General features: G+C 70.4%; 28 protein-coding genes. 18 read left to right on the top strand and 10 right to left on the bottom strand.

What is annotated here, in order from left to right:
• Positions 1-9: 9 nt before the first annotated feature.
• The 14 genes from ACIBEC_RS21945 to ACIBEC_RS21880 all read left to right on the top strand — a co-directional run bounded on the left by ACIBEC_RS21945 (position 10) and on the right by ACIBEC_RS21880 (position 11107).
• Complete coding sequence (locus ACIBEC_RS21945; protein ID WP_396288500.1) at positions 10-501, top strand: LuxR C-terminal-related transcriptional regulator; 492 nt, start codon at positions 10-12, stop codon at positions 499-501.
• Positions 502-569: 68 nt separating this feature from the next.
• Entirely contained in the window at positions 570-1136 is a 567-nt protein-coding gene (locus tag ACIBEC_RS21940; RefSeq protein WP_396288499.1) for a hypothetical protein, read from the top strand.
• 60 nt (positions 1137-1196) lie between these two features.
• Positions 1197-1652 carry a hypothetical protein gene (locus ACIBEC_RS21935; protein ID WP_396288498.1) on the top strand — a complete coding sequence of 152 codons (456 nt, stop codon included), beginning with the start codon at positions 1197-1199 and terminating at the stop codon, positions 1650-1652.
• A 74-nt stretch (positions 1653-1726) separates the two neighbouring features.
• Positions 1727-2329 (top strand): hypothetical protein, encoded by a 603-nt coding sequence (locus ACIBEC_RS21930; RefSeq protein ID WP_396288496.1) that lies wholly within the window; start codon positions 1727-1729, stop codon positions 2327-2329.
• A gap of 253 nt (positions 2330-2582) precedes the next feature.
• Positions 2583-3272, top strand: a complete 690-nt coding sequence (locus ACIBEC_RS21925; protein ID WP_396288495.1) for a DUF6624 domain-containing protein — start codon at positions 2583-2585, stop codon at positions 3270-3272.
• Positions 3269-4198: an endonuclease/exonuclease/phosphatase family protein gene (locus ACIBEC_RS21920; RefSeq protein ID WP_396288493.1), complete on the top strand. Its 930-nt coding sequence runs from the start codon at positions 3269-3271 to the stop codon at positions 4196-4198. The genes ACIBEC_RS21925 and ACIBEC_RS21920 overlap by 4 nt, the downstream gene beginning before the upstream one ends.
• Positions 4195-5031 (top strand): endonuclease/exonuclease/phosphatase family protein, encoded by an 837-nt coding sequence (locus ACIBEC_RS21915; RefSeq protein ID WP_396288491.1) that lies wholly within the window; start codon positions 4195-4197, stop codon positions 5029-5031. The genes ACIBEC_RS21920 and ACIBEC_RS21915 overlap by 4 nt, the downstream gene beginning before the upstream one ends.
• A gap of 54 nt (positions 5032-5085) precedes the next feature.
• On the top strand, positions 5086-5979 hold the full coding sequence (locus ACIBEC_RS21910; RefSeq protein ID WP_396288489.1) for an endonuclease/exonuclease/phosphatase family protein: 894 nt from the start codon (positions 5086-5088) through the stop codon (positions 5977-5979).
• A 27-nt stretch (positions 5980-6006) separates the two neighbouring features.
• A complete protein-coding gene (locus ACIBEC_RS21905; RefSeq protein ID WP_396288487.1) occupies positions 6007-6903 on the top strand; it encodes an endonuclease/exonuclease/phosphatase family protein in 897 nt (298 codons plus the stop codon).
• 32 nt (positions 6904-6935) lie between these two features.
• A complete protein-coding gene (locus ACIBEC_RS21900) occupies positions 6936-7574 on the top strand; it encodes a DUF6302 family protein (RefSeq protein ID WP_396288485.1) in 639 nt (212 codons plus the stop codon).
• Positions 7571-8182: a PH domain-containing protein gene (locus ACIBEC_RS21895; protein WP_396288483.1), complete on the top strand. Its 612-nt coding sequence runs from the start codon at positions 7571-7573 to the stop codon at positions 8180-8182. The genes ACIBEC_RS21900 and ACIBEC_RS21895 overlap by 4 nt, the downstream gene beginning before the upstream one ends.
• On the top strand, positions 8179-9522 hold the full coding sequence (locus ACIBEC_RS21890) for a PH domain-containing protein (protein ID WP_396288481.1): 1344 nt from the start codon (positions 8179-8181) through the stop codon (positions 9520-9522). The genes ACIBEC_RS21895 and ACIBEC_RS21890 overlap by 4 nt, the downstream gene beginning before the upstream one ends.
• Before the next feature lie 81 nt (positions 9523-9603).
• Positions 9604-9777, top strand: coding sequence for a hypothetical protein (locus ACIBEC_RS21885; RefSeq protein ID WP_396288479.1), 174 nt, complete (start codon positions 9604-9606; stop codon positions 9775-9777).
• 10 nt (positions 9778-9787) lie between these two features.
• Complete coding sequence (locus tag ACIBEC_RS21880) at positions 9788-11107, top strand: transcriptional regulator (RefSeq protein ID WP_396288477.1); 1320 nt, start codon at positions 9788-9790, stop codon at positions 11105-11107.
• A gap of 94 nt (positions 11108-11201) precedes the next feature.
• Here ACIBEC_RS21880 and ACIBEC_RS21875 read toward each other — a convergent pair whose 3' ends face one another.
• The 10 genes from ACIBEC_RS21875 to ACIBEC_RS21830 all read right to left on the bottom strand — a co-directional run bounded on the left by ACIBEC_RS21875 (position 11202) and on the right by ACIBEC_RS21830 (position 20678).
• Entirely contained in the window at positions 11202-12305 is a 1104-nt protein-coding gene (locus ACIBEC_RS21875; protein ID WP_396288475.1) for a class I SAM-dependent methyltransferase, read from the bottom strand.
• Between the two features lie 95 nt (positions 12306-12400).
• Positions 12401-12976 carry a nitroreductase gene (locus tag ACIBEC_RS21870; RefSeq protein ID WP_396288473.1) on the bottom strand — a complete coding sequence of 192 codons (576 nt, stop codon included), beginning with the start codon at positions 12974-12976 and terminating at the stop codon, positions 12401-12403.
• Complete coding sequence (locus ACIBEC_RS21865; RefSeq protein ID WP_396288472.1) at positions 12973-14247, bottom strand: cation:proton antiporter; 1275 nt, start codon at positions 14245-14247, stop codon at positions 12973-12975. Before ACIBEC_RS21865 ends, ACIBEC_RS21870 begins: the two co-directional genes overlap by 4 nt.
• Before the next feature lie 74 nt (positions 14248-14321).
• Positions 14322-15188: a dimethylarginine dimethylaminohydrolase family protein gene (locus ACIBEC_RS21860; RefSeq protein WP_396288470.1), complete on the bottom strand. Its 867-nt coding sequence runs from the start codon at positions 15186-15188 to the stop codon at positions 14322-14324.
• 129 nt (positions 15189-15317) lie between these two features.
• Positions 15318-15752: a GFA family protein gene (locus ACIBEC_RS21855; RefSeq protein ID WP_396288468.1), complete on the bottom strand. Its 435-nt coding sequence runs from the start codon at positions 15750-15752 to the stop codon at positions 15318-15320.
• Complete coding sequence (locus ACIBEC_RS21850) at positions 15752-16582, bottom strand: DUF3865 domain-containing protein (protein ID WP_396288466.1); 831 nt, start codon at positions 16580-16582, stop codon at positions 15752-15754. Before ACIBEC_RS21850 ends, ACIBEC_RS21855 begins: the two co-directional genes overlap by 1 nt.
• Positions 16579-17901, bottom strand: a complete 1323-nt coding sequence (locus tag ACIBEC_RS21845) for a JmjC domain-containing protein (RefSeq protein ID WP_396288464.1) — start codon at positions 17899-17901, stop codon at positions 16579-16581. Before ACIBEC_RS21845 ends, ACIBEC_RS21850 begins: the two co-directional genes overlap by 4 nt.
• A gap of 63 nt (positions 17902-17964) precedes the next feature.
• Positions 17965-19110, bottom strand: coding sequence for an inosamine-phosphate amidinotransferase 1 (locus ACIBEC_RS21840; RefSeq protein ID WP_396288462.1), 1146 nt, complete (start codon positions 19108-19110; stop codon positions 17965-17967).
• Positions 19111-19222: 112 nt separating this feature from the next.
• The gene (locus ACIBEC_RS21835; RefSeq protein ID WP_396288460.1) at positions 19223-20266 is read right to left on the bottom strand and encodes a fatty acid desaturase; all 1044 of its coding nucleotides are present in this window, start codon (positions 20264-20266) and stop codon (positions 19223-19225) included.
• A gap of 133 nt (positions 20267-20399) precedes the next feature.
• Complete coding sequence (locus ACIBEC_RS21830) at positions 20400-20678, bottom strand: hypothetical protein (protein ID WP_396288458.1); 279 nt, start codon at positions 20676-20678, stop codon at positions 20400-20402.
• A 493-nt stretch (positions 20679-21171) separates the two neighbouring features.
• Here ACIBEC_RS21830 and ACIBEC_RS21825 point away from each other — a divergent pair, with 493 nt between their 5' ends.
• The 4 genes from ACIBEC_RS21825 to ACIBEC_RS21810 all read left to right on the top strand — a co-directional run bounded on the left by ACIBEC_RS21825 (position 21172) and on the right by ACIBEC_RS21810 (position 26546).
• Positions 21172-22050: an amino acid--tRNA ligase-related protein gene (locus ACIBEC_RS21825; protein ID WP_396288456.1), complete on the top strand. Its 879-nt coding sequence runs from the start codon at positions 21172-21174 to the stop codon at positions 22048-22050.
• Between the two features lie 26 nt (positions 22051-22076).
• Positions 22077-22949, top strand: coding sequence for a TauD/TfdA dioxygenase family protein (locus tag ACIBEC_RS21820; protein ID WP_396288454.1), 873 nt, complete (start codon positions 22077-22079; stop codon positions 22947-22949).
• A 52-nt stretch (positions 22950-23001) separates the two neighbouring features.
• A complete protein-coding gene (locus ACIBEC_RS21815) occupies positions 23002-24138 on the top strand; it encodes a hypothetical protein (protein WP_396288453.1) in 1137 nt (378 codons plus the stop codon).
• Between the two features lie 542 nt (positions 24139-24680).
• Positions 24681-26546 (top strand): ABC transporter ATP-binding protein, encoded by a 1866-nt coding sequence (locus tag ACIBEC_RS21810; RefSeq protein WP_396288700.1) that lies wholly within the window; start codon positions 24681-24683, stop codon positions 26544-26546.
• Positions 26547-26638 lie beyond the last annotated feature (92 nt).

The following is a 26638-nucleotide window of genomic DNA, read 5'->3' as shown; positions in this document are numbered from 1 at the left end:
GGACTCCACATGACCACCGCCCTGCCCGCCACGACCCTCACTGCTGACCAGCGCCGCGTCGCTGCACAACTCGTCTACGGCGTGTCCAACAAGGCGATCGCCAACCAGGTCTGCCTGTCCGTGGATGGCGTGGCCAGCCACCTCAGTGCGGCTCGCAAGAAGATGGGCTGCCCGGGATCGTCGCGCGCCGTCCTCGTGCACACCCTTCTCGCCGCCCGGGAGGTTCCCCCACCGGCCGGCAGCGGGACGGCTCCGGCGTTCACCAAGCACGAAGTGACCGTCATACGGGCCATCGCCGAGCACACCCTCAACGCCGACATCGGGAACGCCATCGGTGTGCCGGCCGACGACGTGCGCGCCGAGATCGACGCCACCGTGGACAAAGGGAACGCCCGAAGCGCAGCCCACCTGGTCGGGCTGGCACACACGTGGGGCATTCTCGGCACCTCGGGCACTCAGCCCACGACCGACGCAACGGCCACGGCAGAGCCCGCCCTATGAGTACCCAGGGCAGCTTCCATGACGGCGACCGGCGACAATCTCCGACGAGCCGTAGGCCCACGGCGCCCGTGTACGAGGTGCTGCCGATCAACACCGACGCCGCTCGCGCTGAAGCCGCGGCCCTGGCCACAGACCGCGTCCGCCTGCTCGCTGGACAGGGCATAACCGTCTCCGCCGATCGCGCCAAGGCCCTTCTCCGGGAAGACGGCGCCTTTGGGTTCTACGAGGGCGGCATCCTCGTCGGCGCTCTCGTCCTGCACAGAGATCCGGACATGCGGCACTGGGGCGTCGACGGCCGCGATCCGGGACTTCTGGTCTCCCTTGACCCGGTGACGGCCGGGTCGAACCAGGTCGGACGGATGCTGACCCTGTGGCTTGCCGACTACGCGGCCAACAGCCTGCTGACGTGGGTCCGGTGCGAGGTTCCGTGCAAGACCGGAGCCGTCGATGAGGCAGCCCAGTGGTTACTGCAGTACCTGCGCGACCTCGGGTGGGAGACCCGATCGCCGACCAGTCTGAGTCCGACCGGCGAACGCGTCATCCGTCTGCGGCTGCGCGCCCAGGCCAGACCCGCACTGACAGAGGCGATCTCCGATCCGCACGCAGTCGGGCCCTCGGCGGTCAAGGCGCCATGACGACGCCTCACTTAGGTCCGCCCACAGCCGAACGCTCCCCGATCCCACAAGGACATATCGATGCGCCTCACGTCCTCCCCGTACGAGACCCTGTCCCTCACCTTGCCGCCATGGGTACCGCCGCCCGGCGGCCTGCGTACCTGGGGGTGCGGCGAACACTTCGACGCCGTACGGCTCCTGGCAACCCTCGCACCTCCGCTGATCGCCGCGCTGCAGGCCGCCGGTGGGCACGGACCGGTGCTCGCCGACCCCTACAGCGGCAGCTGGCACATCCTCCTCGACCCGGACACCGTCCGTCCCGGGCCGTGGGCCCGCCACGGGATACGCCTTCTGCGGCCCGGAACCCGCCTCACGATCCCCGCCGCCCATGTCACCGCCGGCACCGACCTGCACTGGCACACCCCGCCCGGCTCCGGCCACACCCACGCCGAGTTACTCAACGACGCCCTCACCGCTCCGTCCGGTCTCACCAACACGCCGCGCCGCGCCGCCCGGCGCCCCAGGACCAGCCGGTGACCAACAACGCCTCCGTAAGCGCACCCGGCACCCTCCTCGGGCCCGCGACGAGCCCTCACGCCGCAGGAAGCTCCGTGCACCCCACCACACCTCCGTACCTGATCCGACACCTGGACGGACGTACCGAGTACGAAGTGCTCAGCGCCCAGGTCATGGCCTGGCGCCGAGAGCGCGACCTGCCCGCCGAGAGCGCTCGGCCGATACTCGAGTCCCTGCGTGATGAGCGCGAGATGGCCGTCCTGGTCGACACCGACGACAACGCCTTTGTCGGCTGCCTCCAACTCGATCGGACCGCTCTGGCCGAGCCGCCGTGGACGGACTCCGAGAACGCTCAGCCGACACTGGCGTTGTCCTGCGCCGCTGCCGCCCCAGGTGTCGGCTACAGGATCGGCTGGCTCCTGACCATCTGGGCCCGCCATTACGCCGCCCTGTGTGACTACACCCGGGTGGCGTGCACCGTCCCCCTTCGTCACCACCGCGATTCCGCCGGCGAGCGCCTCATCGGTCATCTGGTGGACGAGTGCGGGTGGAACCGTCACCGGTCGGCGGGCCCACCCGTCGGACTGGACGTCCTGCTGACAGCAAATGCGTGCCGCGCGGACAGTCTCGACGCCTTCATCACCACGGAGATCCCCGTACTGCCCGCAGTGTCCGCGGAGAAGGAGCCGGCTTCATGAGCAAGGTGACCCTGCCGGGCAGGCGGAAGGACGGTCGGGCACTGCGGCGGCACGGGGCGGCCGTCCACCTCAGAGGGGGCGGTGCCGTGAAGACCCGGTTCTCCCTGACCGGTGACCTCTGGCTACGTGTGTCGCTGGAGCTGACACGTCTTCTGCTCACTGTCCGCGTGCCGCCCCCGGGCTTCCGCGACATAGGGCCCTTCGCCAGCTTCAACACCCCCTCATACCCCATGGCTCCGCTTGCGCGGGCTCAGTGCGGCCACGGGCAGGCTGGCGCCACAAAGCGCGGCCGTTGGTCGGCAGGACCGTCCAGGCCGGTGACACCGTGAGCGAGCCGTACGAGTCGAGCCCGAGTCACGCCGCGTTCGCTGCCGAACTGCTGAGCCGCGTGGAAATCACCAGAGAGCAGTGGCGCACTCCTGGACCGGAACGTGTCCGCATGTCAGCAGATGCCCTCGCGGCCATCCAGAAGGCGCAGCAGGACAACGCCGTGGCGCTGCACCGCATCGTGGAGAGTCTCAGGCAGTGGCCGGGGCACCGGACGGTGGGCCAGAACGCGTGCCAGGCGGCCGTGAGTATCGCGGTGCACTGCGACCACGATCAAGGTTTTCAGCAGAGGCTTCTGCGACTGCTCCAAGTGGCCGTAACAGCAGGTGAAGCCACTCGTGCTCAGCTAGCCCACCTTCACGACCGCTGCCTCGTCAACGCTAGGCAGCCCCAGCTGTACGGCACCCAGCACTGGTACCGCTCTGATGGGCAGCTCCAGCCGCACCCGATTGCCGACCTCGCGCAGCTCGACACTCGAAGGGCCGGCGCTGACCTGCCCCCCTACGCCGAGCAGGCCCGGCACCTCCGCGAGCGCCACGGGCCGCTCGGCTCCTTATCGACCTCCGCTTCAGCGGACCCCCTCCCCGTCTCCTTGCCCGAGAGGTGCGCGGCATGAACGAATCGATCACCGTCCTGAACTGGAACCTGGAGAAGGGCATCAACCTGGAGGCGGGTGCCCGTTGGGTCCAGGAGCAGCGCCCTGACATCTTCTTCCAGCAGGAAGTCCAGCCGGACCAGCTCGCCCGGGTGTCGGAACTCCTGGACATGGACGGCCATATCGCTGTCCCGCGCCCGGGCAGCTCCAACGACAACGCGATCTTCGTCCGCCGCGATGGACCGCTGGTGTGCACGGAGGAGTACCCGCAGGCCTGGGCACCCTGGCACGCGCCGGCGAACATCGCCGTCCGCCTCCGCGACCCTGACGGCACCCTCAGCCCCCGGCAGATCAGCGCAGTCAGCATGCACACCTGCTACTGGTCGCCCGAGCACCGCCTGACCGAAGCCCGCTGGTGCACCACTCTCGCCAAACCCGGATGGGTGGCCTTGATCTTCGGCGACTGGAACAGCTATCGCGTCGGCACGGACATCCGCTGGGACGACTACACCGACCACGCCTTCGTCGCCAACCGCACCTACGAGTGCGACGACCGTCGGCACACAGACATGCGCCCCGACCGTGAACTGCTAGCGGCCGGCTACGTCGAGATGGCACGCCACGTCGCCGAGCACCTCGACCAGCCCGAGGCCCTGGCCCCCAGCTCCGGCTACCGCGACCACCCCGGCCGGCCCTCCGGGCCCCGGCACTGCATCGACCGCGGCTACCTCAGCGCCGAACTCGCCCCCACCCTGACCAGCTTCACCGTCTGCGACACCCCCCAGCTTCGCCAGCTGTCCGACCACCTGCCTCTGCGTGCCGAGTTCGACTTCGCGCAGATGCGCGCCGTCCTGCACCAGACGCCAGCGATGTATCAGCTGCACGACAACCGGCACACCGCGTCGGTCCACGGCCACCACCCGGCGGCTGCCGGCGGTGCGGCATGACCATCACCGTGCGGCTGGGTACGTACAACCTGCTCGACGGTGGCGGTGAACGCTGGCGCGCCCAGGCGGAGTTCCTACGGGCGCAGAACCTGGACGTCCTGTGCCTGCAGGAGGCGAAGAGGTGGGACGAGCGCGGCTACGCCCGCATGCTCGGCTTCGCCGACCTTCTCGGAATGCAGGCCCAGTTCGCCCCCTCCAACAGCCACAACTGCCACCTGGTCACCCTCTACCGGTGGCCCCGCGTGCGGTGTACGGCGTTCCACCCCGATGTCGCAGAAGGCACCTTCCACCACACCGTCTCCCGCGCCCACTTCACCGCGGACGGCCACGAGCTCACGGTGCTCAACACCCACCTGGCCCCCTTCAACGGCGCCAGGCGCTCCCTCGAAGCCGGCTGGTTGACCGAGTACGCCGCCGCCGGCCGGCGCGTGGCCCTGGCCGGTGACCTGAACGTCCGGGGCTTGGACGACCCCGAACTGGAGGACTGGAGCGTCATTCCGGCCGAGCTGCACTCCCGCCACCGGCTGCAACTGCCCGACGGCAGTTACGGCGGCAGCGACCGCCTGGCGATGGCCAAGCTCGTGCACGCCGGTTTCACCGATCCTGTCGCGGCGCTCGGCATCCCAGTGCCACGCACGGCTGGCTACTGGAGCGACGCCGAGCGGTGGGACCACCGCTCGGATCACATCCTCCTCGCTCCGGCCCTCACCCCCGCCCTATCCGGGTGCGAGGTCCCCGATACCGAGGAAGCGCGGGGCCTGAGCGACCACCTGCCGTTCATCGTCACGCTCGACCTGCCACAGGCGGATGCAGCTCTCACCCCCGACCGGTGAACCGCGCCACCGCGCCCGTCCACCGTCGAGACCGTCAGCAAGGAGAACCAACACGTGACCGATGAACTGCGCGTCGTCTGCTGGAACATCGAGCACAACGGCCGCGACCCGAGAGGACGCGACGACCACCGCGACCTGGCCCGCGACATCCTCGCCGCCATCGAACCGCACATCGTGCTGCGCCAGGAGCTGACCGGCGCGTGGGACCGCGGGAAGGCTGACCTGTACGCCGAGGCCAACCGGCTCGGAGGCCTCACGCCCTTTATGGCCGCGCCGCGCGAGGGGCGCAGCCGCAACCCGGTCGGCGTCATGGTCGACCCCACCCTGTTCCTCGTCGACGGCGAGTTCGAGCACGACCTGGCGTGGAAGCCGATCTGCAATCCCCGTGTCCGCCTCAAGGGGTGTCCGAAGTCGCTGGATCTGGCGTCGGCCCACCTGTGCCACTTCGACCCGGACATGCGCGCGACCGAGGCCAGGCGGCTCAGCACCCTCGCCGACCACAGCCACAGCGCCCTGGTGGGGATGGACGCCAACAGCTACCCGCACCAAACGGCGCTGGAGTCCGTGGCGCTTCCGGACTGGGACAAGGTCGAGGACCGAGTCCACTACCAGCACCGCACCATCGAGCGCGACGGCCGCCGTGTCTCGGACACCCGACCGGACGAGATCCTCTCCGGCGGCGACCCCGTCTTCACCGACCTCGGCCTGCACGCCGCCACCGCCCTCGGACAGCCCGGCGCGCTCGCGGCGACAGCGAGCCTGAAGCGCACCGACCAAGGTCCCGCCCAGCGCATCGACCGCATCTACTGCACCCCCGACCTCGCCCCGGCCCTCCTCGCCTTCGACGCCCTGGCGACCGACGAGGTGCGAGAGGTGTCCGACCACGCCCTGCTCATCGCGCGGTTCGACCTCGACGTCCTCCGCCAGGTCCTCACGCCCACCCGCTGACACCTCTACCTCTGGGGGAAGAACCACATGCTCATCAACGCGGCGATCTGCAACTTCGAGAACAACGGCGGCGGCGACCGCGCACTGTGGCAGCGGATGCACGACAAGCTGGCGTCCCTCGACCTGCATCTGCTCCTGCGCCAGGAGGTGTGGAACGCGCAGGACGACGGCAACGCGCTCGCGGACGCTGCCGAAGCCGTGCTCGGCATGGCCGGCCTGATCGGCCCCGAGTGCTGCACCGCCCTCTACCACGACCCCACCCTCTTCACCCCGGTCGGCGAGTTCCCGAAGACCGGCCCCATGTGGGTGCTCCCGCCGACCGTGCGCAGCCTGCAGCTCGCCGGCACGGCCCCCGGCGCGGTCCCTCTGATCGTGGGCTCGTACCACCTCAACTACGGCTCCACCACTACGCGCCTGTCGGAGGCCGAACGACTGACCCAGTGGAACGACAGGTGGGTCAAGGCCGACGGGCGACGCGTCCACTACCCGGCGCTGCTCGGCGGCGACAACAACAGCTACCCGGTCCCCGGCACCCCGGGGGACCCGGCCCTGCCCGTCCTGGAAGAGATCCCCGACGAGCCCCACCGGGCGCACCGCTCCTACATCGGGCCGGACGGCGTGCGCCGGATGGACGACCGACCGGACGACACCCTGCGCACCGCCGGCCTTCAGGACGTCGCCCGCCACCTCGCCACCACCGCGGGGAACACCGCCGCAGTCGCACCGACGGTCGACGCCTACGACACGCACGGGCCGGACTCGCGCATCGACAGGATCTACGCCAGCAAGCAGCTCCTTCCCGCCGTGCGCGAGGTCGAGGTCATCAACATGAAGGGCTTATCCGACCACCACACGGTCGTGGTGCGCCTGGACCGGGACACCCTCACCGACATCCTCAACAACCCCATCACCCGCACGGCATGACCGGAGGCCACGGTGGAAAGCGCACGCTCCGCATGCCCCGCTCCCTGGCCACGCGCATTGCCGCGCCGCTCTGCCGCCCCTCGCCCGAGGGGTGTGCCGAGGACTACGCCTGGTTCCGGGAACGCCTCGCCGACCCGGTCCTCCTCGACTACGCGGTCGGCGTGAAGACGGACGGCGCCGTACTCCTCGCGGTGCCCGCCGGCGGCAGCCGCAGCGGCGGCTACCTGTCCGCGGGCACCGTGGCCGATGCCGTACGCGTCTGGGCGGCCCTTCGGGGCCGACCCGGATTCCCGCGCGTCCGCCTCAGCCTGTCGGTCCACCGCGACACCTGCCACACCGTCGACTGGGGCCCCCGGCAGCCCTGGGACGACGCGGAACGCGGCAGGCACTTCGGGTACGCGCCGTCCGCCATCGACGCCTTCCTCCACCACGTCTCGATGTTCGACCCGCCTCCAGAGCCCGCGACGAGCGAACTGGACCCGACCGGCGCGCGCAGTTGGCATCAGGACCCGCTGCTGTCGACGCTTCGCGACGTCGGCGGCTGCCTCACCGTGATCTTGATGGGCGTTCTGATCACCGGGCTGGTGTCGGCGGCCCGTGACGCCTGGCCGCTGATCGGCGACGCCCCCTCACCTCTCGTCACAAACCGCACCTCACAGGACCAGCGATGACCACGAACCCGCCCGTACCCACCCCGCGCCCCAAAGCCCCGGACAACGACCTGGAAACCATCGTTCCCGCCCAAGCCGCGCCCCCCGCCCGGGAATCCGACTCCGAGACGACCTTCCCCGCTCACGGGAAAACCTTCACCCGCCTTCCCCGCCGAGCCCTGACCATGTGGCGCGCGGCCACGGCGCTGTTCACCGCTGCCGCGGCCCTGGTTGTCGCCGGCGTCGGGGCGGTGCTCGTTCCCCGCCTGTGGACGGCGGTCCCCTCCTGGCCCGGGTGGTGCACCGCGGGCGCGGCGGCGGCCTTAGGCCTGCTGCGGTTCGCCCGCCTGCCTGCTCGCTGGGCGCGGACCGGCTACCACCTCGCGGACCAGGAGCTGTGGATTCAAACGGGTCTGTGGAGCCGCACGTTGGCCATGCTTCCGTACGGACGCATCCAGTCCGTTGAAGTCGAGTCAGGTCCGCTCCAGCGCCGCTACCAGCTGGTGTCGGTCATCGTGGCCACCGGCTCCTTCCACAGCTTCTGGCTGCACAACATGGACGTCACCGCAGCGGACGAGATCCGCGACCAATTGCTGCGCGCCGCCCAGGAACAGCAGGTGGCCCTGTGACCGAGCCCGCCGTCCTCGAAGGTCGACTTCACCCCATCACACCGTGGCGCCGCGCCTGGGCCACGGTCACCGGTGCCGTCCTGTTCTTCTTCCGGGACGCCGAATCGTGGATCAAGTCCGCCGAGACCTGGCCCCGCTGGGTCCTCGCCCTCGCTGCCGCGGCCGTCTCCCTGGCCGGGGCCGCCTACGGCTACCTGTCCTGGAGGAAGACCTCCTACCAGCTGACCGACGACGCCCTGCACGTACGCGCCGGCATCCTCTTCCACCGGCGGCACCGCTTCGTCCTCGACCACCTCCAGGCGGCCGATGTCCACCGTCCCCTCCTTGGCCGGTGGATCGGCGTGTGCAGCCTCCGCCTGTCCGTCTCGGGGCAGAGCGCGACGTTGAGCTACCTGAGCGAGGCCGATGCCTCAGCGCTCCGCAGTGCCCTGCTGCGGCGCATGTCCGGCGACACGCCCGCCCCCAGCGAACAGGCGCCCGAACCTGAGCTGGGCGCGCCGCCGCTGCTCGTCATCCCCGCCCGCCGGCTCGCCCTGTCGATCCTGCTGGAGGCCCACACCATGCTCCGCGCCGGAATCGCGATGATCGGTGGGCTGGTCCCCTATCTGATCTTCCACGAGCCGCTCGCCCTGCTCTCCCTGGCAGGATCGGCTGGCGCCGTGTGGAAGATGACGTACGGACGCTGGCCCCGCTACCACGGCTGGACGCTCACCGCGGCCCCCGGCGGCTACCGCGCCGAGTACGGCCTGCTCGACCGGCGCCACCAGACCTACCGCCATCAGCGGACTCAGGCCGTCACCCTGGTCCAGCCTCTCCTGTGGCGGCGTCGCGGGTGGGTGCAGATCTTTCTCTCGACCGCGGGTTACCACCATCCCCTCCTCCTCGCGCCCGTGGCGACCCTCGACGAAGCCGAACGCCTGATCGCCGACCTGTACGGGACCGACGCCGTACAACTGCTGAGCACTCAGACACCGGCCCCACGCCGCGCCCGCTGGGCCACCCCCTGGAGCCACGTGCTGTCCTGCAGCGTCAGCTCCGAGTTCGTGAGCGTGTGGCACGGCCTGTTCCTGCGCAACGTCCGGACTCTCTGCCCCACTTCGAAAACCCAGAACGTCGTCACGACCCAGGGGCCCTGGCAACGGCGTCTCGGACTGGCCACCGTGCACCTGGCTGTGGCCGGCGGCCCCGGGCTGGCCGGGCGCCATCGCGACGCGGACGAAGTCCAACAGATCGCCTCCCGCATTCTGGCCGTCAGCCGAACGACTCAAGTCCCGGAGAGGGACGAAGCTCTGGTCCTGGGGGCGTTGACTTCAGGCGATCCACAGGGCGCGGCCTCGTGAGCCGATCGGTGACCTCGTTCGTGCGCCGTCACCGGCGCCACCCGCAGATCCCAGGTCATCGCGTGACGCGTCGCCGACCTCGTGCCGCTACGCGCCGGCTCCGAGATCACCGAGCTGGTGTCGGGGGCGGGCGACCTCACGGCGGCCGAAGTCGAGGAGGGCCTCTTCGGCCGCCGCACCCGCCGGCGCCTCACCACCGCAGTAGGCGCCCGGGCGCACACGACCCAACTGGTGCCACCTCGGTTCTTTCCCTGACCCCACCGCGATGGGCGGCGCGACCATGAGTCCGAAGGCGGAGCGCAATGAGGTCTTACTCAAGCACCTGGAGACGTTGGACTGGTCGATCAGCGGCTTCGCTCGCCGGATCGCCGCACGCTGCGAAGCCATCCGTCTGCCCTACAGCGTGGTCACGAGCACCGTCTCACGGTGGTGCAAGGGCGCGACTCCCGGAGACGACCTCGCGGCCGCCGCGTGCCATGTGCTGTCGGCAGCGCTCCACCGGATCGTGACGCCGGAGAGCTTGGGTTGGCCCTCAGACACCGGTCTGGTAGCGGCACAGTCGTTGGAGTACCTGGACGTGTCCCACGCCGTGCGCATGCTCTCGAAGCTCTGGGCGCTCGACTCCATGCGGCGGCGCAACGTCGTCAAGAGCGCCTTCTCTCCAAGCGTGTTCGGTCCGGCCTCGCGGGAGGCGCTCGTGATGCCGGCGGATGCCGTCATCGGTGGGCACGGACGGCACAAGGTCACCGCGGCGGACATCGACTTGCTGGACGAGCAGACGCGGTTGTACGGCAAGCTCGACTCCCAGCACGGCGGGGGCAAGTTCCGGGGCGTGTTCGCGTCGATGATGGACACGCACGCCACGCCGATGTTGAACGGGAGTTTCTCCGCTCGGACCGGGCGCCGGCTGTACGGCAGCGTGGTGGACGCCGTCCTCGCGATGGCCTCGATGGCGTACGACGACCAGCTCCCCGGCCTGGCTCAGCGCTATGACCTTCAGGCGATGCGGTTGGCCCAGGCGATCGGCGACCGGGCCCGCATCACCCGGGTCCACATCCACCAGGCCCGTCTGGCCGCGACCCAGGGCGGGCGGGCCGATGTGCTCGCCCACGCGCGCAGCGCTGTGCTCGCGGCCGCGGGAGCGCCTCCCCTGGTCAGGGCCTACGCGTGCGTGACCGAAGCCCGAGCGTGGGCGCTGAACGAACAGACGGACCAGGTCGTGACGGCGGTGAAGCGAGCGCGCGAGTTCTTCGCCCGCGCTCAGAGCGGCGCCAGCCCGGACTGGCTGGAATGGTTCGACCTGCGTGAGCTGGAAGGACAGGCGGCGTGGGCGTTCGCCGTCGCCGGGCTGGCCGAACAGGGGGTCCAGGCCCTCAAGGAGGCGTCGGCCCTTCCGTCGGACCGGACGCGCGACACGGTGGAGCTCCTGATCACCGAGGCGGAACTGGCGCGCCTGCGCGGTGACTCGGCCGAGCACACGGCGGCGGCGAGGCGGGCCTCACAGGCGTCGCAGCACCTGATGAGCCGCCGGCTCTCCGAACGCCTGGACAACTTGAACGCGGGCAAGCCGCTGCGCGGCTTCTGATCTCCTCAGCCCCCAGGGCACATCCGCCCGCCCGAGCCGCAGCCGACGTGTGCCGTGGTCGGTGCCGCTCCGGAGTACCCCTCCCGGAGTCCAGTCATCCGGCGGGAAAAAGGGTCCGGTAGATCGCACGGGACCTGAAGGCACCACCGTGGTGCGGGGACGCGAGAGATCCGCGGTGCCGTTGACCGTCGGCGGTATGCAGGGCGGCGTCGAGCTGATAGTCCGGATGAACGCCGTCGTCGCTGAGGGCGGCCGCGAAGGTGAGCTCCAGGACGTCTCCGGGCTCGACCGGCACGGGGCTGTCGAAGAGCGGCAAGTAGATGGTGGCCCAGTTCGTCTTCATGCGCAGCGCGTCGAGCGGCTCTTCGTCCGGCAAGCACCAGAGGTTGAGCCAGGTGAGCACGCCGTCCACGAGGCCGGGCCGCGTGATGACCAAGCGCGTTGTCCGGCGCTGCTCCGTCCGCAGATCGCCGTTGAAGTCGAGCACCTCGACGGGCACGCCTTCGGAGAGCAGCGCGTCGGCGGACGGGTTCTCGACCCGGAGTCGCACGTCGAAGGGCGTGCCGTGCCAGTCGAAGATGCTCCGCAGGTACGGAAGGGATGCCTCGGCGAACGCCACCGGCTGCTCGGGAAGCAGGTCGGACAGGCAGGCTGCTGCGGCCAGGGTCTCCGCGCGGTGGGGCACCACGAGCCCCCCGGGCTCCAGGTGACGGCTCCGGGCATCGGTCAGGACGGCCGCCGCGCCTTCGGCACCCGCCAGGGAGCCGATGATCTCCGCGACGCAGACATCGGCTCTGGGCGCGAACTGGAGGTTGGTCGACTGGCCGTGCAGGAGCGTGATCCGGTCCTGCGGGTCGAAGGCCGACAGGTTTGCGGCCGCCATGTGGAACGCGTCCTCAATGACCTCGATGGCCACGGCATGCCGGGCTCCCGCCTGCACTCCTTCGCGCGCCCAGAGAAGGTCTTGTCCAGTCCCGATGTCCAATATGCGCCTACCGGGGGCGAGGTGGGACAGTGCCGTGCGGAAGCGCTTGTTGCGTTCGTCGTCGGTGGTCATGGTCGTGTACAGGAACGGGTCGTAGATGGGGTACTCCCCCACACTCGGCCACAGGGCGGGACGTCCCCCCTGCTCGGGTTCGGGGTCCACGCTCACGCGTACAGGGCGCCCGTGTGTCTCGATCTGGTGGATGTCGCGCATGGTCCGCCTTTCGCGGTGGTGCTCAGCAGGGTTCGGCCTAGCGCCCGCAGGAGCTGTCGTGCCTGGTCTGGGTGTCCGAGTGCTGACGGGAGGTCTCAACCGCCGGCGGTGTCGAGCCAGGTGACCTTGGCCGTGGTGTCGAGCAGAGGCCGTTCAACGCAGGTGCCGGGTGAACAACGGGTGCCGACGTACAGCCAGCCCAACAGCTGCTCCCCCTCGATAACGCCGAGGTATTTGCGGACCTGGGGAGCCTGGATTGCGGCCCCGGTGCGCCAGATCGACGCCCAGCCGTGGCTGTGCAGGAGCAGCGACAGCGTGGTGACCATGCCGGTGGTGGCGGCCAACTGCTCCCAGCCGGGAACCTTCGGATGGTCAGACACGGGGCAGTGCACGATCGACAGGAGCAGCGGGGCACGCAGAGGCTTCGCGGCGGCGCGCCGGGCCTGCTCCGGCGCGGCGGCGGCTTCGCCGAGCACGTCACCGAGTCGGGCCCGTTCGTCGCCGGTCACCGCGATCAGCCGCCATGGGCGGAGTCGCCCGTGGTCGGGTGCGGTGGCCGCGGCCTGGACGAGGCGCTCCAGGTCGTGGCGCCCGGGCGCGGGCTCAGTCAGGCGGGGGGTACTGCGGCGGCTGAGGACAGCTTCCAGAACCGGGTTCGGGGGCGGGGTCATCCGGTGGCCTCCCGGGCGGGGTCGCACTCGGATTCAGCGTGCGGGGCCGGCGGGGTCATCCTCGGATCGTCGCCAACCACACGCCGGAGGATCGGGGCGGTGGCCGCGGTGGTGATGACGGTCATGACCACCAGGAGGGTGAACAGCGGCTCGCTGATGACGCCGAGCTGAAGGCCGATGCCGAGCACGACGAGTTCGGTCAGGCCGCGGCAGTTCATGAGCGTGCCGACGGCTGCCGACCACCGCCAGTCGAAGCCGGCGGCCCGAGCTGCGCTGGCAGCGCCGCCCCATTTGCCGATGACGGCGACGGCCAGGATCGCCGCTCCCCAGCCCCACTGTCCGGCCGGCAGCGTGGAGAGGTCGGTGTGCAGGCCGGTGTCGACGAAGAACAGCGGCAGCAAGAGGGGAAGGATGACAGCGCGGATGCGGGCGGCGCTACGCTCGACGGCCCCGAGGCCGCGCGGTGTGCACGCGCCGAACAAGAAAGCGCCGACGGCGGGATGCACACCGATCCGGTCGGTGGTGTAGGCGCTGAGGCACAGCCCGGCGAAAAGCAGGACAAGGACGAGGTCGTCGGAAGTGCGGCCGGCGCGTTCGAACAGGGCGCGCAGGGCCGGGCGCAGGGCGGTAAGTCCGGCGGCGAAGGCAACGGTCAAGGCGAGGGTGGTCAGGGCCGACAGGGCGGTGCCGGAGGTGGACAGGGCGACGACCGCGGTGAGCAGGCACCAGGCGAGGGCGTCGTCGGTGGCGGCGCAGGCCAGGGCGAAGGCACCCAGGGGCGTGGTCTCCATGCCTCTGTCAGCGAGGATCCGGGCGAGGACCGGGAAGGCCGTGACGCTCACGGCGACGGCGACGAACAGGGTGAACGGCAGCCGGCCGACCCCGTCGGGTGCGAAGTGCGGGTAGAGCGCCGCGGCCAGGCCGGCGCCGAGGGCCATGGGGAGCAGGACGCCGCTGAGGCTGACGGCGGCGACCGCGCCTCGGCGGGTGCCCAGGGTGCGGAGGTCGAGTTCCAGCCCGATCAGGAAGAGGAACGCCAAGAGGCCCAGGTTGCCCAGGGCGGAGGTGACGGGCAGGACCGGGGGCGGCAGAAGGTAGTGCTGGACGCTGGGGGCGAGCCAGCCGAGCAGCGAGGGTCCGAGCAGGATCCCGGCCAGGACTTCGCCGATGACCGGCGGCTGGCCTAGCAGCCGTACGGCGCGCCCGCCTGCCTGGCAGGCGAGGACCACGACTGGGACGGCGAGGAGCACAGGCAGCAGCGAGTCGGACACGGCAGCTCCGGGAGTCGGGGCGGATGGCGGCGCGGCGGGACGGCAGGCGGGCGCCGGGCGGGGGATGGGGTGGCTCAGGCGCGGGTCAGCGGCAAGGTGGTGCAGCGAAGCGAGCCGGGGATGCGGGTGACCTCGGAGTAGTCGACGGCCAGGACCTCGAGTCCGCGCGCGGCGAGTTGCGCGGCGATGCGGTCGCTGCCGGCGGCGACGATCACGGTTGTCGGCGCGAGCGCCAGGACGTTGGCCTGCACAGCACGCGCTTCGTCGTCGTGGACGTCGATGAGGTCGAAGTACTGCTCGAACCAGCGCAGTTCGGCGGGTGGGAAGACGGCGCGGTGGATGAGGGCAGTGTCGGGGGCGACGATGGTGAAGTGGTCGTCCAGGTGGACGATGCCGTCGACGGCGAAGCGGACCGGGCGCACTTCGCGGGCGACGCCGTGGTGGGACAGGGCCTGCTGCAGCGCCCTGACGCCCGCGGGGGATGTCTCCTCACCGAGGCCGACCAGGACGGTGCCGGTGTGGAGTACGACGTCACCGCCCTCGATGGTGCCCTCGTCGAGATGAACGACGTGCGGGGCCTTCGTTATGAGCGCGGTGAGCGCGTCAGCCTCCGGGAGGCGGTGCACCGAGTTCAGGCGTGCCATGACCAGGATGTGGTCGATGACGAAGGCGATGTCGCGGGGGTAGTGCTGGACCGGGCAGCCCGGCGCGGCGTCGAGGAGGGTCACCTGGGTGCCGCGGCTGCGCAGGAGGTCGATCAGGGTGTCCTGCTGGGCGCGGACGGTGGCCGGGTCGTACGGCCTCCAGGAACTGGTGGTCTTCTGCCGGGTCAGGACGGGATGGACGTCGGGGCCATCGAGGTCGGGGGTGACATCGCCGGCGTAACGCAGGGCGACGTGGCGCAGGGCGCCGTACTCGCTGGTGGCGTGCGGGATGAGCACGATGAGCCCTCCTGGGGCTGGTGCTGGACGGGGCGAACGGCGAGGCGGACGCAGCGCAGACGATCCCAGGAGGGGCGGGGTCCGGGGGTCGGCAGGTCAGGCTGCCGGCCCCCGGAGGTCTCGCGGGTGTCAGCCGACGGGGCTCTTCTTCTGGGTGTCCGGGACCTGGGGCAGCCAGTGCACGGAGCTGTCGCGGAAGGACTGGTTGACGGGGACGAGGTCGGCTCCGCTGGTGTCGTCCAGGGCCGTGACGACGATGCCGATCTCGGGGACGTCGCTGTCGATCGCCGCGAGGCGGCTGCCGCAGACCGGGCAGAATCCGCGCTTGGCCTCGCCCGGGAACGTCTCGAACCAGGTCGGCTCGACCCCGTTGGTCCAGGTGACATCCTCGGGGGCGAAGCCGGCCCACCACATCATCGGCCCGCCGCCGAGCTTCTGGCAGTGCGGGCAGCTGCACGTGTGCGGGTAGACGGCCAGCCCCTTGACGGTGAAGCGGATCCGTCCGCACAGGCACCCGCCGGAGCGCTCCTGGGCTGCGGCGACGATGTCGGGGGTGGCGTTCATCAGTTCATCTCCGAGGCACGGTGGGCGAGTTGAGCCCACCAGTGTGTCATCCCCTCGGCGATCGTGAGGAAGCCGTCGAGGGCCTGGGGCAGGTCGATGTGGAAGAGTTCACTCTCCTTGATGAACCGCGCCAGACCTTCGATGTGGGCGGCCTCGACACTGAGGCCGCCGACCTGGGCGGCCTCGTGTTCGTCGTCGAGGTGGAGCTCGTAGTAGTAGTGCAGGGCCTTGAGCTCGCTGCCGCTGCCCTGACCGGTCAGCACGCCGTAGCGGTTGGTGATGTCGCGCAGGATCTCGGTCTCGACGATCGCCACGGCCTCGGTCGCGTAGTAGGCGCCCGCGATGTGGCTGGGCATGTGCGAGCCGACCATCCACTGGTGGAGGTTGACCAGCGTCTCGGTCTCTCGTGCGGGCACATGGCCGTTGACGAGGAGTCCGAGGTCGGACAGGAGCGCGTTGGTGTAGAGCACGTAGTGCGCGGGGACCTTGCCGCGCTCGCCGCCCTCCTCCAGGTGGTTGCGGCGCAGCTCGTGCGCAAGTTCGGGACAGAACCCCTCCACGCTGGTGGCGGCCGCCTTGAGGTACTGCGCGTTGTAGCGGGCGAAGACGCTCAGCTCCTCGATGTACATCCGGGCCTGGCGCTCGTTGAGGTCGGCCGCGCCGACCTTCTCGGCGATCTTCCCGTACGTCCAGTCGACCATCGGCGTCAGGTGCGCGGTGACCAGGGCGTTGCCAGAGGTGAACTTGCCCAGCAGGGTGCCGTTGACGGCGCTCTGCGTCTCGGGGTTGGCCTTGATGTAGGCCTGGATGAGGCTGTTGTCGGGGGTCATTTCTTGGTGTCCTCCGTGTCGGCGGGGCGAGGCGACAGGTGCAGGCCGCCGGTGGCTCCCAAGGCCCGGACGGCCGTGAGGAGTTCGGGGTCGTCAGGCAGAACGATCGTGTCGCCGTCGTTGAGCGCGGCGATGGCGACCCGGTCCAGCCCCGCGCCCTCGGGCGCGATTCCCGTCTGGTGGCCGCGCAGCAGGACGTGCCGGGTGTCGTCGCCGCTGTCGAGGGTGGTCACCTGGTAGGGGGCGATCAGGGTGATCTCGGCGCCGGGCGTCACCTGCTCGGGATCGAAAGCGTCCGCGGCTTCCTGGCGGCCAAGGTCGCCCTCGACGAGTTCCCAGCCGCCGTTGCTGAGCAGCGTGGCCCACCGCTGCTCGGCGTGCTCACGGGCTGCCGCGGGAATGCGGTCGGCGGCGAGGAGCAGCAGTTCGCGGCCGACGCCGGCCAGCAGGTCGGCGACCGCGCCCGGCCCAACCGCCGTGTCTGCCATCGCAGAGGGCTCGTTGAGCGGGTCATCGGGTCCGTCGCCGGCCAGCTCGGCGAGCACGTCCGGGATGATGCGGCTCTGCAGGATCTGCGCGTGCGGGTAGGTGTACAACGGCATGGCCACCGAGACGGAGAAGGTGTCCTGGGTGCCGACGTGGAAGACCCGGCGGGGCAGGAACAGGGCGTCGCCCGGCTCCAGCAGAAAGTGCTCGGCCTCTTCCAGCAGCGCCTGGTAGTCGCCGAGGGTGGCCTTCTTGCCGCCGGTGAGCTTCTCGTACTGCTCCGCGGGCCAGCAGTAGAAGTGCTTGGCGTTGGGGCCGAGGTGGACGAGGAAGGCGTCCTCGTAGCCCTCGTGGATCCCGAAGGCGGTCCCGCTGTAGTTGCCGGCGAAGGCGACCAGTTCGGCGCCGCCCAGGGGCAGGCCCCACCCGTCGATGACGCTCTTGAGGAAGGTACCGAGGCCGGCGGCGAGGGCGGGGCTGATGGTCTCCAGGTTGTTGATGACCAGAGAGAACCGCTCGGCGGCGGCGCGATCCTGCATCCACGGCACGAAGGCGTCCACACCCCCGTCCCACGAGGGAGAGGTCAGCGCCTGGTCCAAGAGGTCGTCGCGGCGGTCCTCACCGACGTAGACGCGCGCGTGCGCCTTGATGTCGGCGCCGGCGGCGTGGGCCCGGCGGATGGCCTCGAATCCCGCCAGGACGTCGTCAGGTCCGGCCGCGGCTGCGGGGATGATGCCCTTGAACAGGTAGGGCGTGGTCCGTCCGGTGGTGTGCTCGGGGAAGGTGCCGGTCCAGAAGGCCTGGTCGGGGGGCCAGGGGTAGGTGCTGCTCATCAAGGGTCTCCTGACGTTCGGGCGGCTGCGGGGCATGGGGGCCCGGGTGGCCGGGCGCCGGGATCAGGTGAGGTAGTCCTCGGGGCCGCCGCGGCGGACGGTGTCGAGCGTGAAGCAGTGGAAGCCGCCGCCGAAAAGGCGCCGGTGGCGGTGGCGGACCGGGATCACGGTGAAGCCGCGCCGCTCCAGGACGGCGATCAGCTCCGGGTAGAGGGAGTTGACGACGACGGTGTTCTCGTCGACGGACAGCAGGTTGATGTCCATGTACCGGCTGCCGATGGGGATGACGAAGCCGAGGTCGCTGTAGTCCGGAAAGTTGCGGTCGTCGGTCTCGGGGGCGTAGATCACGTCCCAGGACTGCATGGCCTCGGGGAGGAACTTCAGGTACTCCGGGGAGCGCAGCAGCATCAGACCGGGGCGCAGCGGGACCAGGACGCTGTCGATGTGGTTGTCCGCCATGGCGTCCAGGCGGTGGAATCGCAGGTCGCGCAGGTTGTCCCGGAGCCAGCGCAGAGCGAGTTCGTGGTTGACGTTGGCGACGTTGACCAGGACGTCGCGGCCCAGGCGCATGCACTGCGCGCCGTCGAAGACCATCTCCAGGCCCAGGCCCTCGATCGTGCCGGCCAGCTCGCCGTCGGTGGCGCGGGCGACGTCCAGGCCCTGGCGGGTGAAGTAGCCGGTGTCGAGGGAGCCACGGGTCAGGGCGGGACGGGGCATGCTCAGCCAGTTCGCACCCCCGCCCTGGTAGTAGCGGTAGAAGGCCGGCTTGAGCAGGTCGTTCTCGAAGATGCGGGCGCGGACGTGGGGCGCGGTCTCCACGATGGTGTTGCCCAGGACGATGCTCTGGTCGCGGACGTTGAGCGGCGGGGTGGCCCTCGCGTCCCAGTGCGGGGAGCGGATATCGACGTCCTTGCCCGGGGCCGCGGGCCGCAGAACGTTCACCCCGCATCCGGTCAGGGCGTCGGCCAGGCCGGCGATGTCCTCGTTGAGCTCGTCGACGAGCTGCGCGGGGATCGGCAGGAGTTCCTCCCCCGAGGGGCTCGTGTGCCCGACGAGGGCGGGGGCGACGTTGTCGTAGAAGAACAGCCGCCACGAGGTGTCGGTGTGGTGCGCGTTGTAGTGATCAGCGCGGCCGAGGACCACTTCTTCAAGTCGGGTGAACTCGTCGAAGCTGTTCAGAACCGGCGGGGCAGGGGCGGTCTGGGGCATGGCGGGCCGCCTCCTCGGCGGCGGGCGACGGCGCGCCCCTGCCTCCGGCGCGCGGGTGCGCGCTGGGAGGGGCGGCGCTGTACGGGGTTCGGCGGGCGGGTTCAGGGTGCGGTCAGGCGGCCGAGGGGTGCCGGTGCGGGGTGCAGACGGCGCTGGGTGTGGCGAGCCGGGTGATGATGTCCTCGATCACGCACGGCTGGTCGGGGGTGGAGCGGCGGCGGAAGAAGTAGCCGGAGCACCAGGGCACTTCCTCCCACCGCTGTAGACGCTCCGAGGTGAGGGCGCGAGCCTCGGGCAGGCGCCGCCACGGGATCTGCGGACACCAGTGGTGGATGGGGTGGTACATGTCGTCGAGATGGCCGCCGAGCAGGTGCCGGGTGAGCCAGTGGGAGCTCCAGCCGCGGGTCTGCAGGAGGATGTCGTCGTTCTCGATCAGCCCGGCGTGGTTGCCGAGATCGGTGATCCAGGTGACGACGGGCCGCACCAGGACGAGGGGGAGCAGCCAGTAGAGCAGGAGGTACGGTACGCCGCCCGCGGGCCACAGCGCGGCGACGACGCCCGCCCACAGCGCGGCCCGGGCTGCGAGGGCCCGCCGGTTCTCCCCCGGTGCGCGAGTGAGCAGGGTCAGCACGGCGGTCTTCGGCAGCCGCCACAGGGCGTTGCGCACGATGACCCGCAGGACGAAGGAGCGGCGGCTGGGTGCCTGGCCGGCGGCACGGATGTTGCCGGCGCGGTAGGACTGGAACATCGGGTCGTCGTCGGAGCCGAGCTTGGCGTGGTGGACGTAGTGGCTGCTGCGGTACGGCGCGAAGCCCTCGCCGAGCAGACCGGTCAGCAGGTAGCCGAGGACCCGGTTGCCGCGGCGGGTGACCATGAGCTTGGAGTGCACGCACTCATGGCCCAGATTGGACAGGTGGCGTTGGCGTACCCCGATGTAGCAGACGGCGAGCACGGGGCCGACGACGTGGCCGACGAGGTGGCCGGCGATCGCCACGACGCCGATCGCGACGAGGTCCCAGACGACGTCCCACAGGCCGATGGTCGGGCGTCCGCAGAGCCTCTCCAGCTCCGTGATGAGCTGCTGTCCGAGGGCCTTGCGCACGGGGCCGGACGCTCCGGTGCCGTTGCGGGTCCGGCCGGCGGCGGGGCTGCCCATCAGATCCTCCAGTCGATGCGGTGCGAGGTGGGGAGGGGCCGTGCTCCGGCGCGCCCATGAGCGGGCAGCGCACTGGCGAGCGCACCGCTTGCGGGCGCGCCGGAGGACGACGGAAGGGTGGTTCAGCCGCGGATCAGGCGGCGATGAGGACGCTGTCCGGGCGCATGCCGGCCTTGAGGCCGGTGGCGTCGGGGCGCATCCCGAGCTTCAGCTCCGGGGCATCCGGGCGCATGCCGCTCTTGAGGTCGGTGGCGTCGGGGCGCATCCCGAGCTTGAGGGCGCCCGCGTCGGGGCGCATGCCGAACTTCAGGGCGGTGGCGTCGGGACGCATGCCGAACTTCAGCTCGGGGACGTCCGGGCGCATGCCGGCCTTCAGGCCGGTGTCCGGGGTCATTGCGGCGATAGCGGTCATGGAGGTTCTCCCTCTTCGGTCGCGGGTAACCCGCGAGTCCGTGTGATCGGGCGATGGAGCTGCCGGGCCGCGGATGTGAGGTACTGAGCCGACGGCTCGGACGTCGTGGGCGCAGGGCGCCCGCCGATGGAGAAGGTCACGCCGGAGCACATCCGCTCCGTCCGTTGCGGAGCGCGGTCGCGATGGGCGCTTGGCCAGTCACGCTAGGGCTGCGCCGGAGAGAGCCGCAACGGCTACGGGCGTTGCGGCGGTTGCACGGCACCGTTGCGTGTCCGTTGCGCGCCCATGCCATCTGAGCTGCGGAAACGCTGAAGTGTAGTCGTGGGACAGGGGCGGATCGGGGCCGGCGGACGCCGTGGTGCCGACAGAAGGGCTTCTGCTGCGCGCGTCGCCGCGGCTAGCTTGTGGGCCCGCCGAGGAGCCGTGCGCGAGGTGCCGTGGCGACCGGATTCCCCCCATCTGCCCTCGAAAACACAGGCATTGAGGAGCACACGTGCTCAACCCCGTTGTGATGAAGTCCGACCTGCTGTTCAGCCTGCGTGACACGCTGCGCTCGGAGACGTTCGTCGAGGTGGTCACCCCTACGGTGCGCAGAGCCGACCTCGGCCCGGGACGCCGCCTCCCGGTCGAACTCGACGGGGGCCGGTTCCTGCGGGCGATGATCGGTCCGGCGCTGCGCGTGAACATGGAGCACCACCGGAAGGTCTTCGAGATCGGGCCGTGCTTCCGGCCCGAGAAGCCGGACGAACTGCACGCACCCGAGTTCCAGATGCTCGACCTCTACGCCGCCGACGAGGACTTCGAGTTCCTGTTCGCGCTGGCCGAGCGCCTGGTGGCCCCGCACATCCGCTACACCCCCCAGCGGGTCTCTGTCGCTGGCCACATCCGGGAGGTCTTCGGCATCGACCTGCGCCGCGAGCCTCTCGGCGACCTGCCCGCGCAGATGGCCGCCCACTTGAAGATGGGTGCGGATGTGCCGTTCAAGACGGTGCTCGGCCGGTTCGTGGAGCGCGAACTGGAGACCCAGAGCAAGGGTGCCGCGCTGTTCCTGACCGAGTTCCCGGTCGGCGGTGACGAGCCGTGCGCCCGTCTCACTCCGGGCACGACCGCGGTCCTCAACCGGTTCGAGCTCCTGATCGACGGCCTTGAGGTCGTTCACGGCTACGAGGACGAGCCCGACCGGGACGCGTTCGTCGAGCGGGCCCGCGCGGTGGACCTGTACGACGACGAGCAGGCCCTGGCCTGGAAGGCGATCGATGCCGGGCAGGCGCCGGCCCACAGCGTCGGGCTCGGCATCGGCATCGAGCGGCTGTGCATGGCCGCCTCCGGCATCCAGGACATCAGCGTCTTCCAGCAGTCGCCCCAGTTCTGACCGCTACCACTGCGAAAGGAGCCGCGATGACCTTGTCGCTGCGCCCGCTCGACGACAGCGGCTTCGGCGCTGTCGTCGACTGCAACCTCGCGACCGAAGCCGAAGGCCTCGCGCCTCAGTTGGCGCGAGCCCTGCATCAGCACCGGCTGCTGGTCGTGCCCCGCCAGCACCTGACCCACGCCGACCTCCTGACGGTCGCCTCCTCCTTTGGCCCGGTGGACAGAGACGTCGACCGCCGCTACGCCGTCGGCGGCTTTCCCGGGCTGACCGTCATCAGCAACATCGTCGAGAATGGCGAGCACGTCGGCATCTACGACGGGGACGACGAGGAGGAGTGGCACGCCGACAACAGCTTCAAGCCACAGCTGACCGCCGCGACACTGCTGTACTCGGTCATCACCCCCGAGCAGGGCGGCGAGACACGCTTCGCTGACGCGACCCGCGCCTACACCGACCTCCCCCCGGAGATGCGGCAGCGGATCGAGGGGGTGCGCGCGGTGCACTCCATCCAGCAGCTGGGCGCGTTGCAGAGCCAGGCCAGCGGGGGGCAGTCGTCGGCCGCCGCCGGGAGCCTCGCCGGCCATGCGGAGGTCGAGCACCCGCTCGTCCTGACCCATCCGGTCACCGGAGCCCGCTCGCTGCTCCTCGGCTCCATGGTGATCCGCTGCGTAGCCGGGCTCTCGGAGGAGGACAGCCGCGCTCTGGTCGATGACCTGTTGGAGCACACGACCAGTGCGCCGTACCTCTACAGCCACCGCTGGAGCCAGGGTGATCTCGTCGTGTGGGACAACCTCGCCACCCTCCACACGGCCTCCCCGTGCGACAGCTCCCGCCACTCCCGCCTGCTGTATCGCGCTGCCGTTCGACAGCCCGCAGCTTCGAGTGGCTCCGAGGGATGACCGGCGGCGAGAACACGCTGTCTGCGCCTGGCGCCAGCCCTAGGGTTTGCCCATGACCGTGACGGCCGTGAAGGTGCCCCTGAAGGAAACCGCCCTCAACCGCGAGCGCATCACCCAGATTGGACGGCAAGTCCACGGCGTGTGCCCAGACTTCGACGCCGGCGCCTTCGTTCGGGAGGTGATGGCCGACCTGCCCGGGCTGGAGCTGAAAGATCGCATCACTCGCACCAGCGAGGCGCTGCACACCCACCTTCCGGTCACCGGCACCGAAGCCCTCGACGTACTGCTGCGCTCGCTGCCGCCGACTCCCGAAGCCGCCGGCATCACGAACGACTTCGGGTGGCACACCTACTCCCCGCACTCCGACTTCGTCGCCCGCTATCTGCGCACCGGCGAGTACCTGGCCCAGGCCCTCGACGCCCTCGCCCGCTTCACCCGGTACTTCTCGGCAGAGGTCGCCGTGCGGGACTTCCTCAACGACTTCCCCGACGAGACGATGAAGGCCGTCGACGCGTGGTCCCGCGACGAGGACCACCGGACCCGCCGGCTCGCGAGTGAAGCCACGCGCCCCCTCCTGCCCTGGGCACCCCGCATCTCCCTGCCCGCCGATGCGGCGCTGCCTGTGCTCGACCGGCTCTTCGCCGACTCCAGCACCTACGTCCGCACCTCCGTCGCCAACCACCTCCACGACCTCGCCGCCACGCAGCCCGAACTCGTCCTGGCCACGCTCAGGCGGTGGAAGGACACCCACAGCGCCACCGACAAGCACTTCGCCTTCATCGCCCGAACGGCCCTGCGGAGCAGACTCAAGAAGGGCTCGCCGGACGCCTACGCCTTCCTCGGCTACCCGCATGACGCACCGCTCGACCTGACGCCCCTCGCCCTGGAACGCACCGAGCTGGCCGACGGCGACGTGCTCAGCTTCTCCGCCACCCTCACCACCACCGTGGCCGTCCCGGTGCATGTGATGTTCGTGATCTCCTCCACCACACCCACCGGCAAGCCGCGCGAGAAGGTCTACTTCCTCAACCGCAACACCGTCCAGCCCGGCCGACCGCTCCTTCTGTCCAAGCCGCACAAGCTGCGGTCGACGGCCACCACGAAGATCACTCCCGGCCCGCACACCGTCGCGATCCAGGTCAACGGCCGCCGCTTTCCCGCCGTGCCGTTCACGGTCGTCGCAGCATGATCCGCGACCGGCCCCCTACCTGATCTGACCGCTCTCCGCCCAGGGCCGTGCCTCCACCTCGCCACGGCTCGTTCAGCCATGCCCCACACCGGAGCCCAGGCCGGCACGGCAATCCCCCGAAGGGGTGACCCGCCCGCGTCGAACAGATTTCAAGGCCCGCCGCCGTACCCTGCCCGCCCCAATGGCCCGATCAGAACGTGTGTTCACGAAATGAGCCGTTACGGAGCCCGATCCGACGCGTTCTTAGAGCACCAGTGCCACTTCACCGCCCAGATGGAGGACATCATGAATCCGGCCCCCACCCCCGTGCATCAGCCCTCTGGAATCGAACGACGGCCTGCCCTCGTGACGGTGCGCCGTGTTGACGACACCCGCTGCTCAGCACGTCTGGATACGGGGTGGGCGGCATGAGCGAGTCGACCGATGAAACCGCCGAGACCGTCCCGGGGCCGCGCCCCACCCCCCTGCCGCCCACCCCGCCAGCCGCGTCACCGCAAGCCGCGCCGGGCGCCGGCGCGGAGCAGCACTCCCCCGCCCCGGAGATGCGGTACGTGGACCTGACCGGCAGCCGCGAGGCGGCCGGCCGCTCCATCCGGATGCGGGACATGGCCCGGCGCCTGCCCCAGCTGGTGCGGCGTTCGCTGGCACTGGCCTGGCGCGTCGACCGGAAAGCCACCACCGGTCTCCTGCTGTGCCAGGTGGTCGCCGGCGTGATGCAGGCCCTGGGCCTGATCGCGATCAGCGGAACCCTCACCGCACTGCTGACCAGCGGCGACGTCTACCACCGGCTCCTTCAGGCATGGCCGTCCGTAGCCCTGCTGGCGGCTGCGACCGGGGTGCGGGCACTGCTGGGGATCACCGTCAGCTGGCTCTCCTCCCGGCTGGGCCCGCTCATGTCGCGCGAGGCCGAGCAGATGCTGCTCACCGGCTGCGCCGAGGTGGAGCTCTCCGCCTACGACGACCCCGAATTCAACCGCGATCGCGAGGCCGCGGACCGCGGGGCACAGGTCACCGGCGACCTGGTCAACGAGGGCCAGGACCTGATCGCCTCGGCGGCGTCCTTCCTCGCCGGGGCCGTCGTGCTGGCCGGGGTGAGCTGGGTGCTGCTTCCCCTTCTGGTCGCGGCCAGCCTGCCGCAGGCTCTCGCCCAGGTCAGCGCCGCGCGGGTCCGGTACTTGGCGAACCTTCGCAGCAACGGCGACAACCGCATGTTGTCGGTGCTGCGTTGGCACATCTTCACCCGCGAGGCAGCCGACCAGATCCGCGCCGGCACCATGGCCGGCTTCCTGTCCGGCCGGTACCGGCAGACGGTCTCCCGGATCAACCGCGAAGACCGGACCGCAGCCGACCAAGGCGCCCGCATGTCACTGATCGGCGCGCTGTGCGGCGGCCTCGGATCGGCCGTCGTGTGGGCGGCGGTGGTGTGGCTGCTCGCCAATGGCCGCATCAGCGTCGGGCACGCCGGCACGGCCGTCTTCGCTCTGCAGACTGTGGGCCAGTCGGTGCGCGGGCTGGTCGCCGTCGGGGCCCGGGCCGTGCGCACCGGCCTCTACATGGACGACTGGACACGCTTCCTCGACCTGGCCGGCGGATACACCATGCGCCGCGGCGAGCACAGGCCGGCGCCACCGGACGAGATCGAGATCAGGCAGGTCTCGCACCGCTACGCCGGGAAGGACCAGGACGCACTGTCCGACGTCTCGCTCACGCTGCGCCGGGGCGAGGTCACCGCACTGGTCGGCTTCAACGGATCAGGGAAGTCCACGCTGTCGAAGCTGGTCAGCGGGCTGTACGTGCCCACCGGCGGTCAAGTTCTGTGGGACGGCGTGCCCACCGAGGATGCCGACCCGCAGGCGTTGTGGGAGCAGGTGGCCTTGGTGCCGCAGGATTACGCGCACTGGCCGCTGACGGTGCGCGAGAACGTGAACCAGGGGCAGCCCACGGCCCGCGGTGACGCGGCGGTCCTCGAGGCCTGCAAGGCCGCCGACGCGGACGAGGTCGTCGACAAGCTCGGCGCCGGCCTGGACACGCTTCTCGCCCGTGAGTGGCTGAACGGGGAGGAGCTGAGCGGCGGCCAGTGGCAGCGCATCGCCCTGGCCAGGGCGTTCTTCCGCGAGGCCGGGCTCCTTGTCCTCGATGAGCCGACCGCCAACCTCGACCCCCGTGCTGAATTCCGGATCTTCCAGCGGCTGCGGGACCTGGCACGCGACCGGGTGGTGCTCCTGGTCACGCATCGCATCACCAACGTCGCCGTGGCCGACCGGATCGTGGTCCTCGACGAAGGCAGGATCGTCCAGGAGGGCACCTACAAGGACCTCGCCGCCCAAGAGGGCGGCCTGTTCCAGCAGTTGCTGTCCTACCAGGTCACCTCGGAGCCGGACGGCGAAAGGCACGGGACCCGTGCGTGAAGGGCTCCGACAACACTTCGCAAGCTCCACCCGGGCTCGCAGGCCCGCACACCGTCGACCCATCCACCAGTCCTTCCCTGTTTCTTCGAGGT

It is taken from the genome of Kitasatospora sp. NPDC051164 (assembly GCF_044455625.1).
Taxonomy (GTDB): domain Bacteria; phylum Actinomycetota; class Actinomycetes; order Streptomycetales; family Streptomycetaceae; genus Kitasatospora.
Note: the sequence above shows the minus strand (reverse complement) of the source record. Positions and strands in the feature narration are given on the sequence as shown.

What these genes read in the sequence shown, in the direction of transcription:
- ACIBEC_RS21945 (WP_396288500.1), top strand. Translation starts at nt 10, where the DNA reads ATGACCACCGCCCTGCCCGCCACGACCCTCACTGCTGACCAGCGCCGC.
- ACIBEC_RS21905 (WP_396288487.1), top strand. Translation starts at nt 6,007, where the DNA reads ATGCTCATCAACGCGGCGATCTGCAACTTCGAGAACAACGGCGGCGGC.
- ACIBEC_RS21810 (WP_396288700.1), top strand. Translation starts at nt 24,681, where the DNA reads ATGCGGTACGTGGACCTGACCGGCAGCCGCGAGGCGGCCGGCCGCTCC.
- ACIBEC_RS21845 (WP_396288464.1), bottom strand. Translation starts at nt 17,901, where the DNA reads ATGAGCAGCACCTACCCCTGGCCCCCCGACCAGGCCTTCTGGACCGGC.
- ACIBEC_RS21935 (WP_396288498.1), top strand. Translation starts at nt 1,197, where the DNA reads ATGCGCCTCACGTCCTCCCCGTACGAGACCCTGTCCCTCACCTTGCCG.
- ACIBEC_RS21900 (WP_396288485.1), top strand. Translation starts at nt 6,936, where the DNA reads ATGCCCCGCTCCCTGGCCACGCGCATTGCCGCGCCGCTCTGCCGCCCC.
- ACIBEC_RS21915 (WP_396288491.1), top strand. Translation starts at nt 4,195, where the DNA reads ATGACCATCACCGTGCGGCTGGGTACGTACAACCTGCTCGACGGTGGC.
- ACIBEC_RS21830 (WP_396288458.1), bottom strand. Translation starts at nt 20,678, where the DNA reads ATGACCGCTATCGCCGCAATGACCCCGGACACCGGCCTGAAGGCCGGC.
- ACIBEC_RS21875 (WP_396288475.1), bottom strand. Translation starts at nt 12,305, where the DNA reads ATGCGCGACATCCACCAGATCGAGACACACGGGCGCCCTGTACGCGTG.
- ACIBEC_RS21850 (WP_396288466.1), bottom strand. Translation starts at nt 16,582, where the DNA reads ATGACCCCCGACAACAGCCTCATCCAGGCCTACATCAAGGCCAACCCC.
- ACIBEC_RS21895 (WP_396288483.1), top strand. Translation starts at nt 7,571, where the DNA reads ATGACCACGAACCCGCCCGTACCCACCCCGCGCCCCAAAGCCCCGGAC.
- ACIBEC_RS21870 (WP_396288473.1), bottom strand. Translation starts at nt 12,976, where the DNA reads ATGACCCCGCCCCCGAACCCGGTTCTGGAAGCTGTCCTCAGCCGCCGC.
- ACIBEC_RS21855 (WP_396288468.1), bottom strand. Translation starts at nt 15,752, where the DNA reads ATGAACGCCACCCCCGACATCGTCGCCGCAGCCCAGGAGCGCTCCGGC.
- ACIBEC_RS21835 (WP_396288460.1), bottom strand. Translation starts at nt 20,266, where the DNA reads ATGGGCAGCCCCGCCGCCGGCCGGACCCGCAACGGCACCGGAGCGTCC.
- ACIBEC_RS21920 (WP_396288493.1), top strand. Translation starts at nt 3,269, where the DNA reads ATGAACGAATCGATCACCGTCCTGAACTGGAACCTGGAGAAGGGCATC.
- ACIBEC_RS21840 (WP_396288462.1), bottom strand. Translation starts at nt 19,110, where the DNA reads ATGCCCCAGACCGCCCCTGCCCCGCCGGTTCTGAACAGCTTCGACGAG.
- ACIBEC_RS21880 (WP_396288477.1), top strand. Translation starts at nt 9,788, where the DNA reads ATGGGCGGCGCGACCATGAGTCCGAAGGCGGAGCGCAATGAGGTCTTA.
- ACIBEC_RS21815 (WP_396288453.1), top strand. Translation starts at nt 23,002, where the DNA reads ATGACCGTGACGGCCGTGAAGGTGCCCCTGAAGGAAACCGCCCTCAAC.
- ACIBEC_RS21820 (WP_396288454.1), top strand. Translation starts at nt 22,077, where the DNA reads ATGACCTTGTCGCTGCGCCCGCTCGACGACAGCGGCTTCGGCGCTGTC.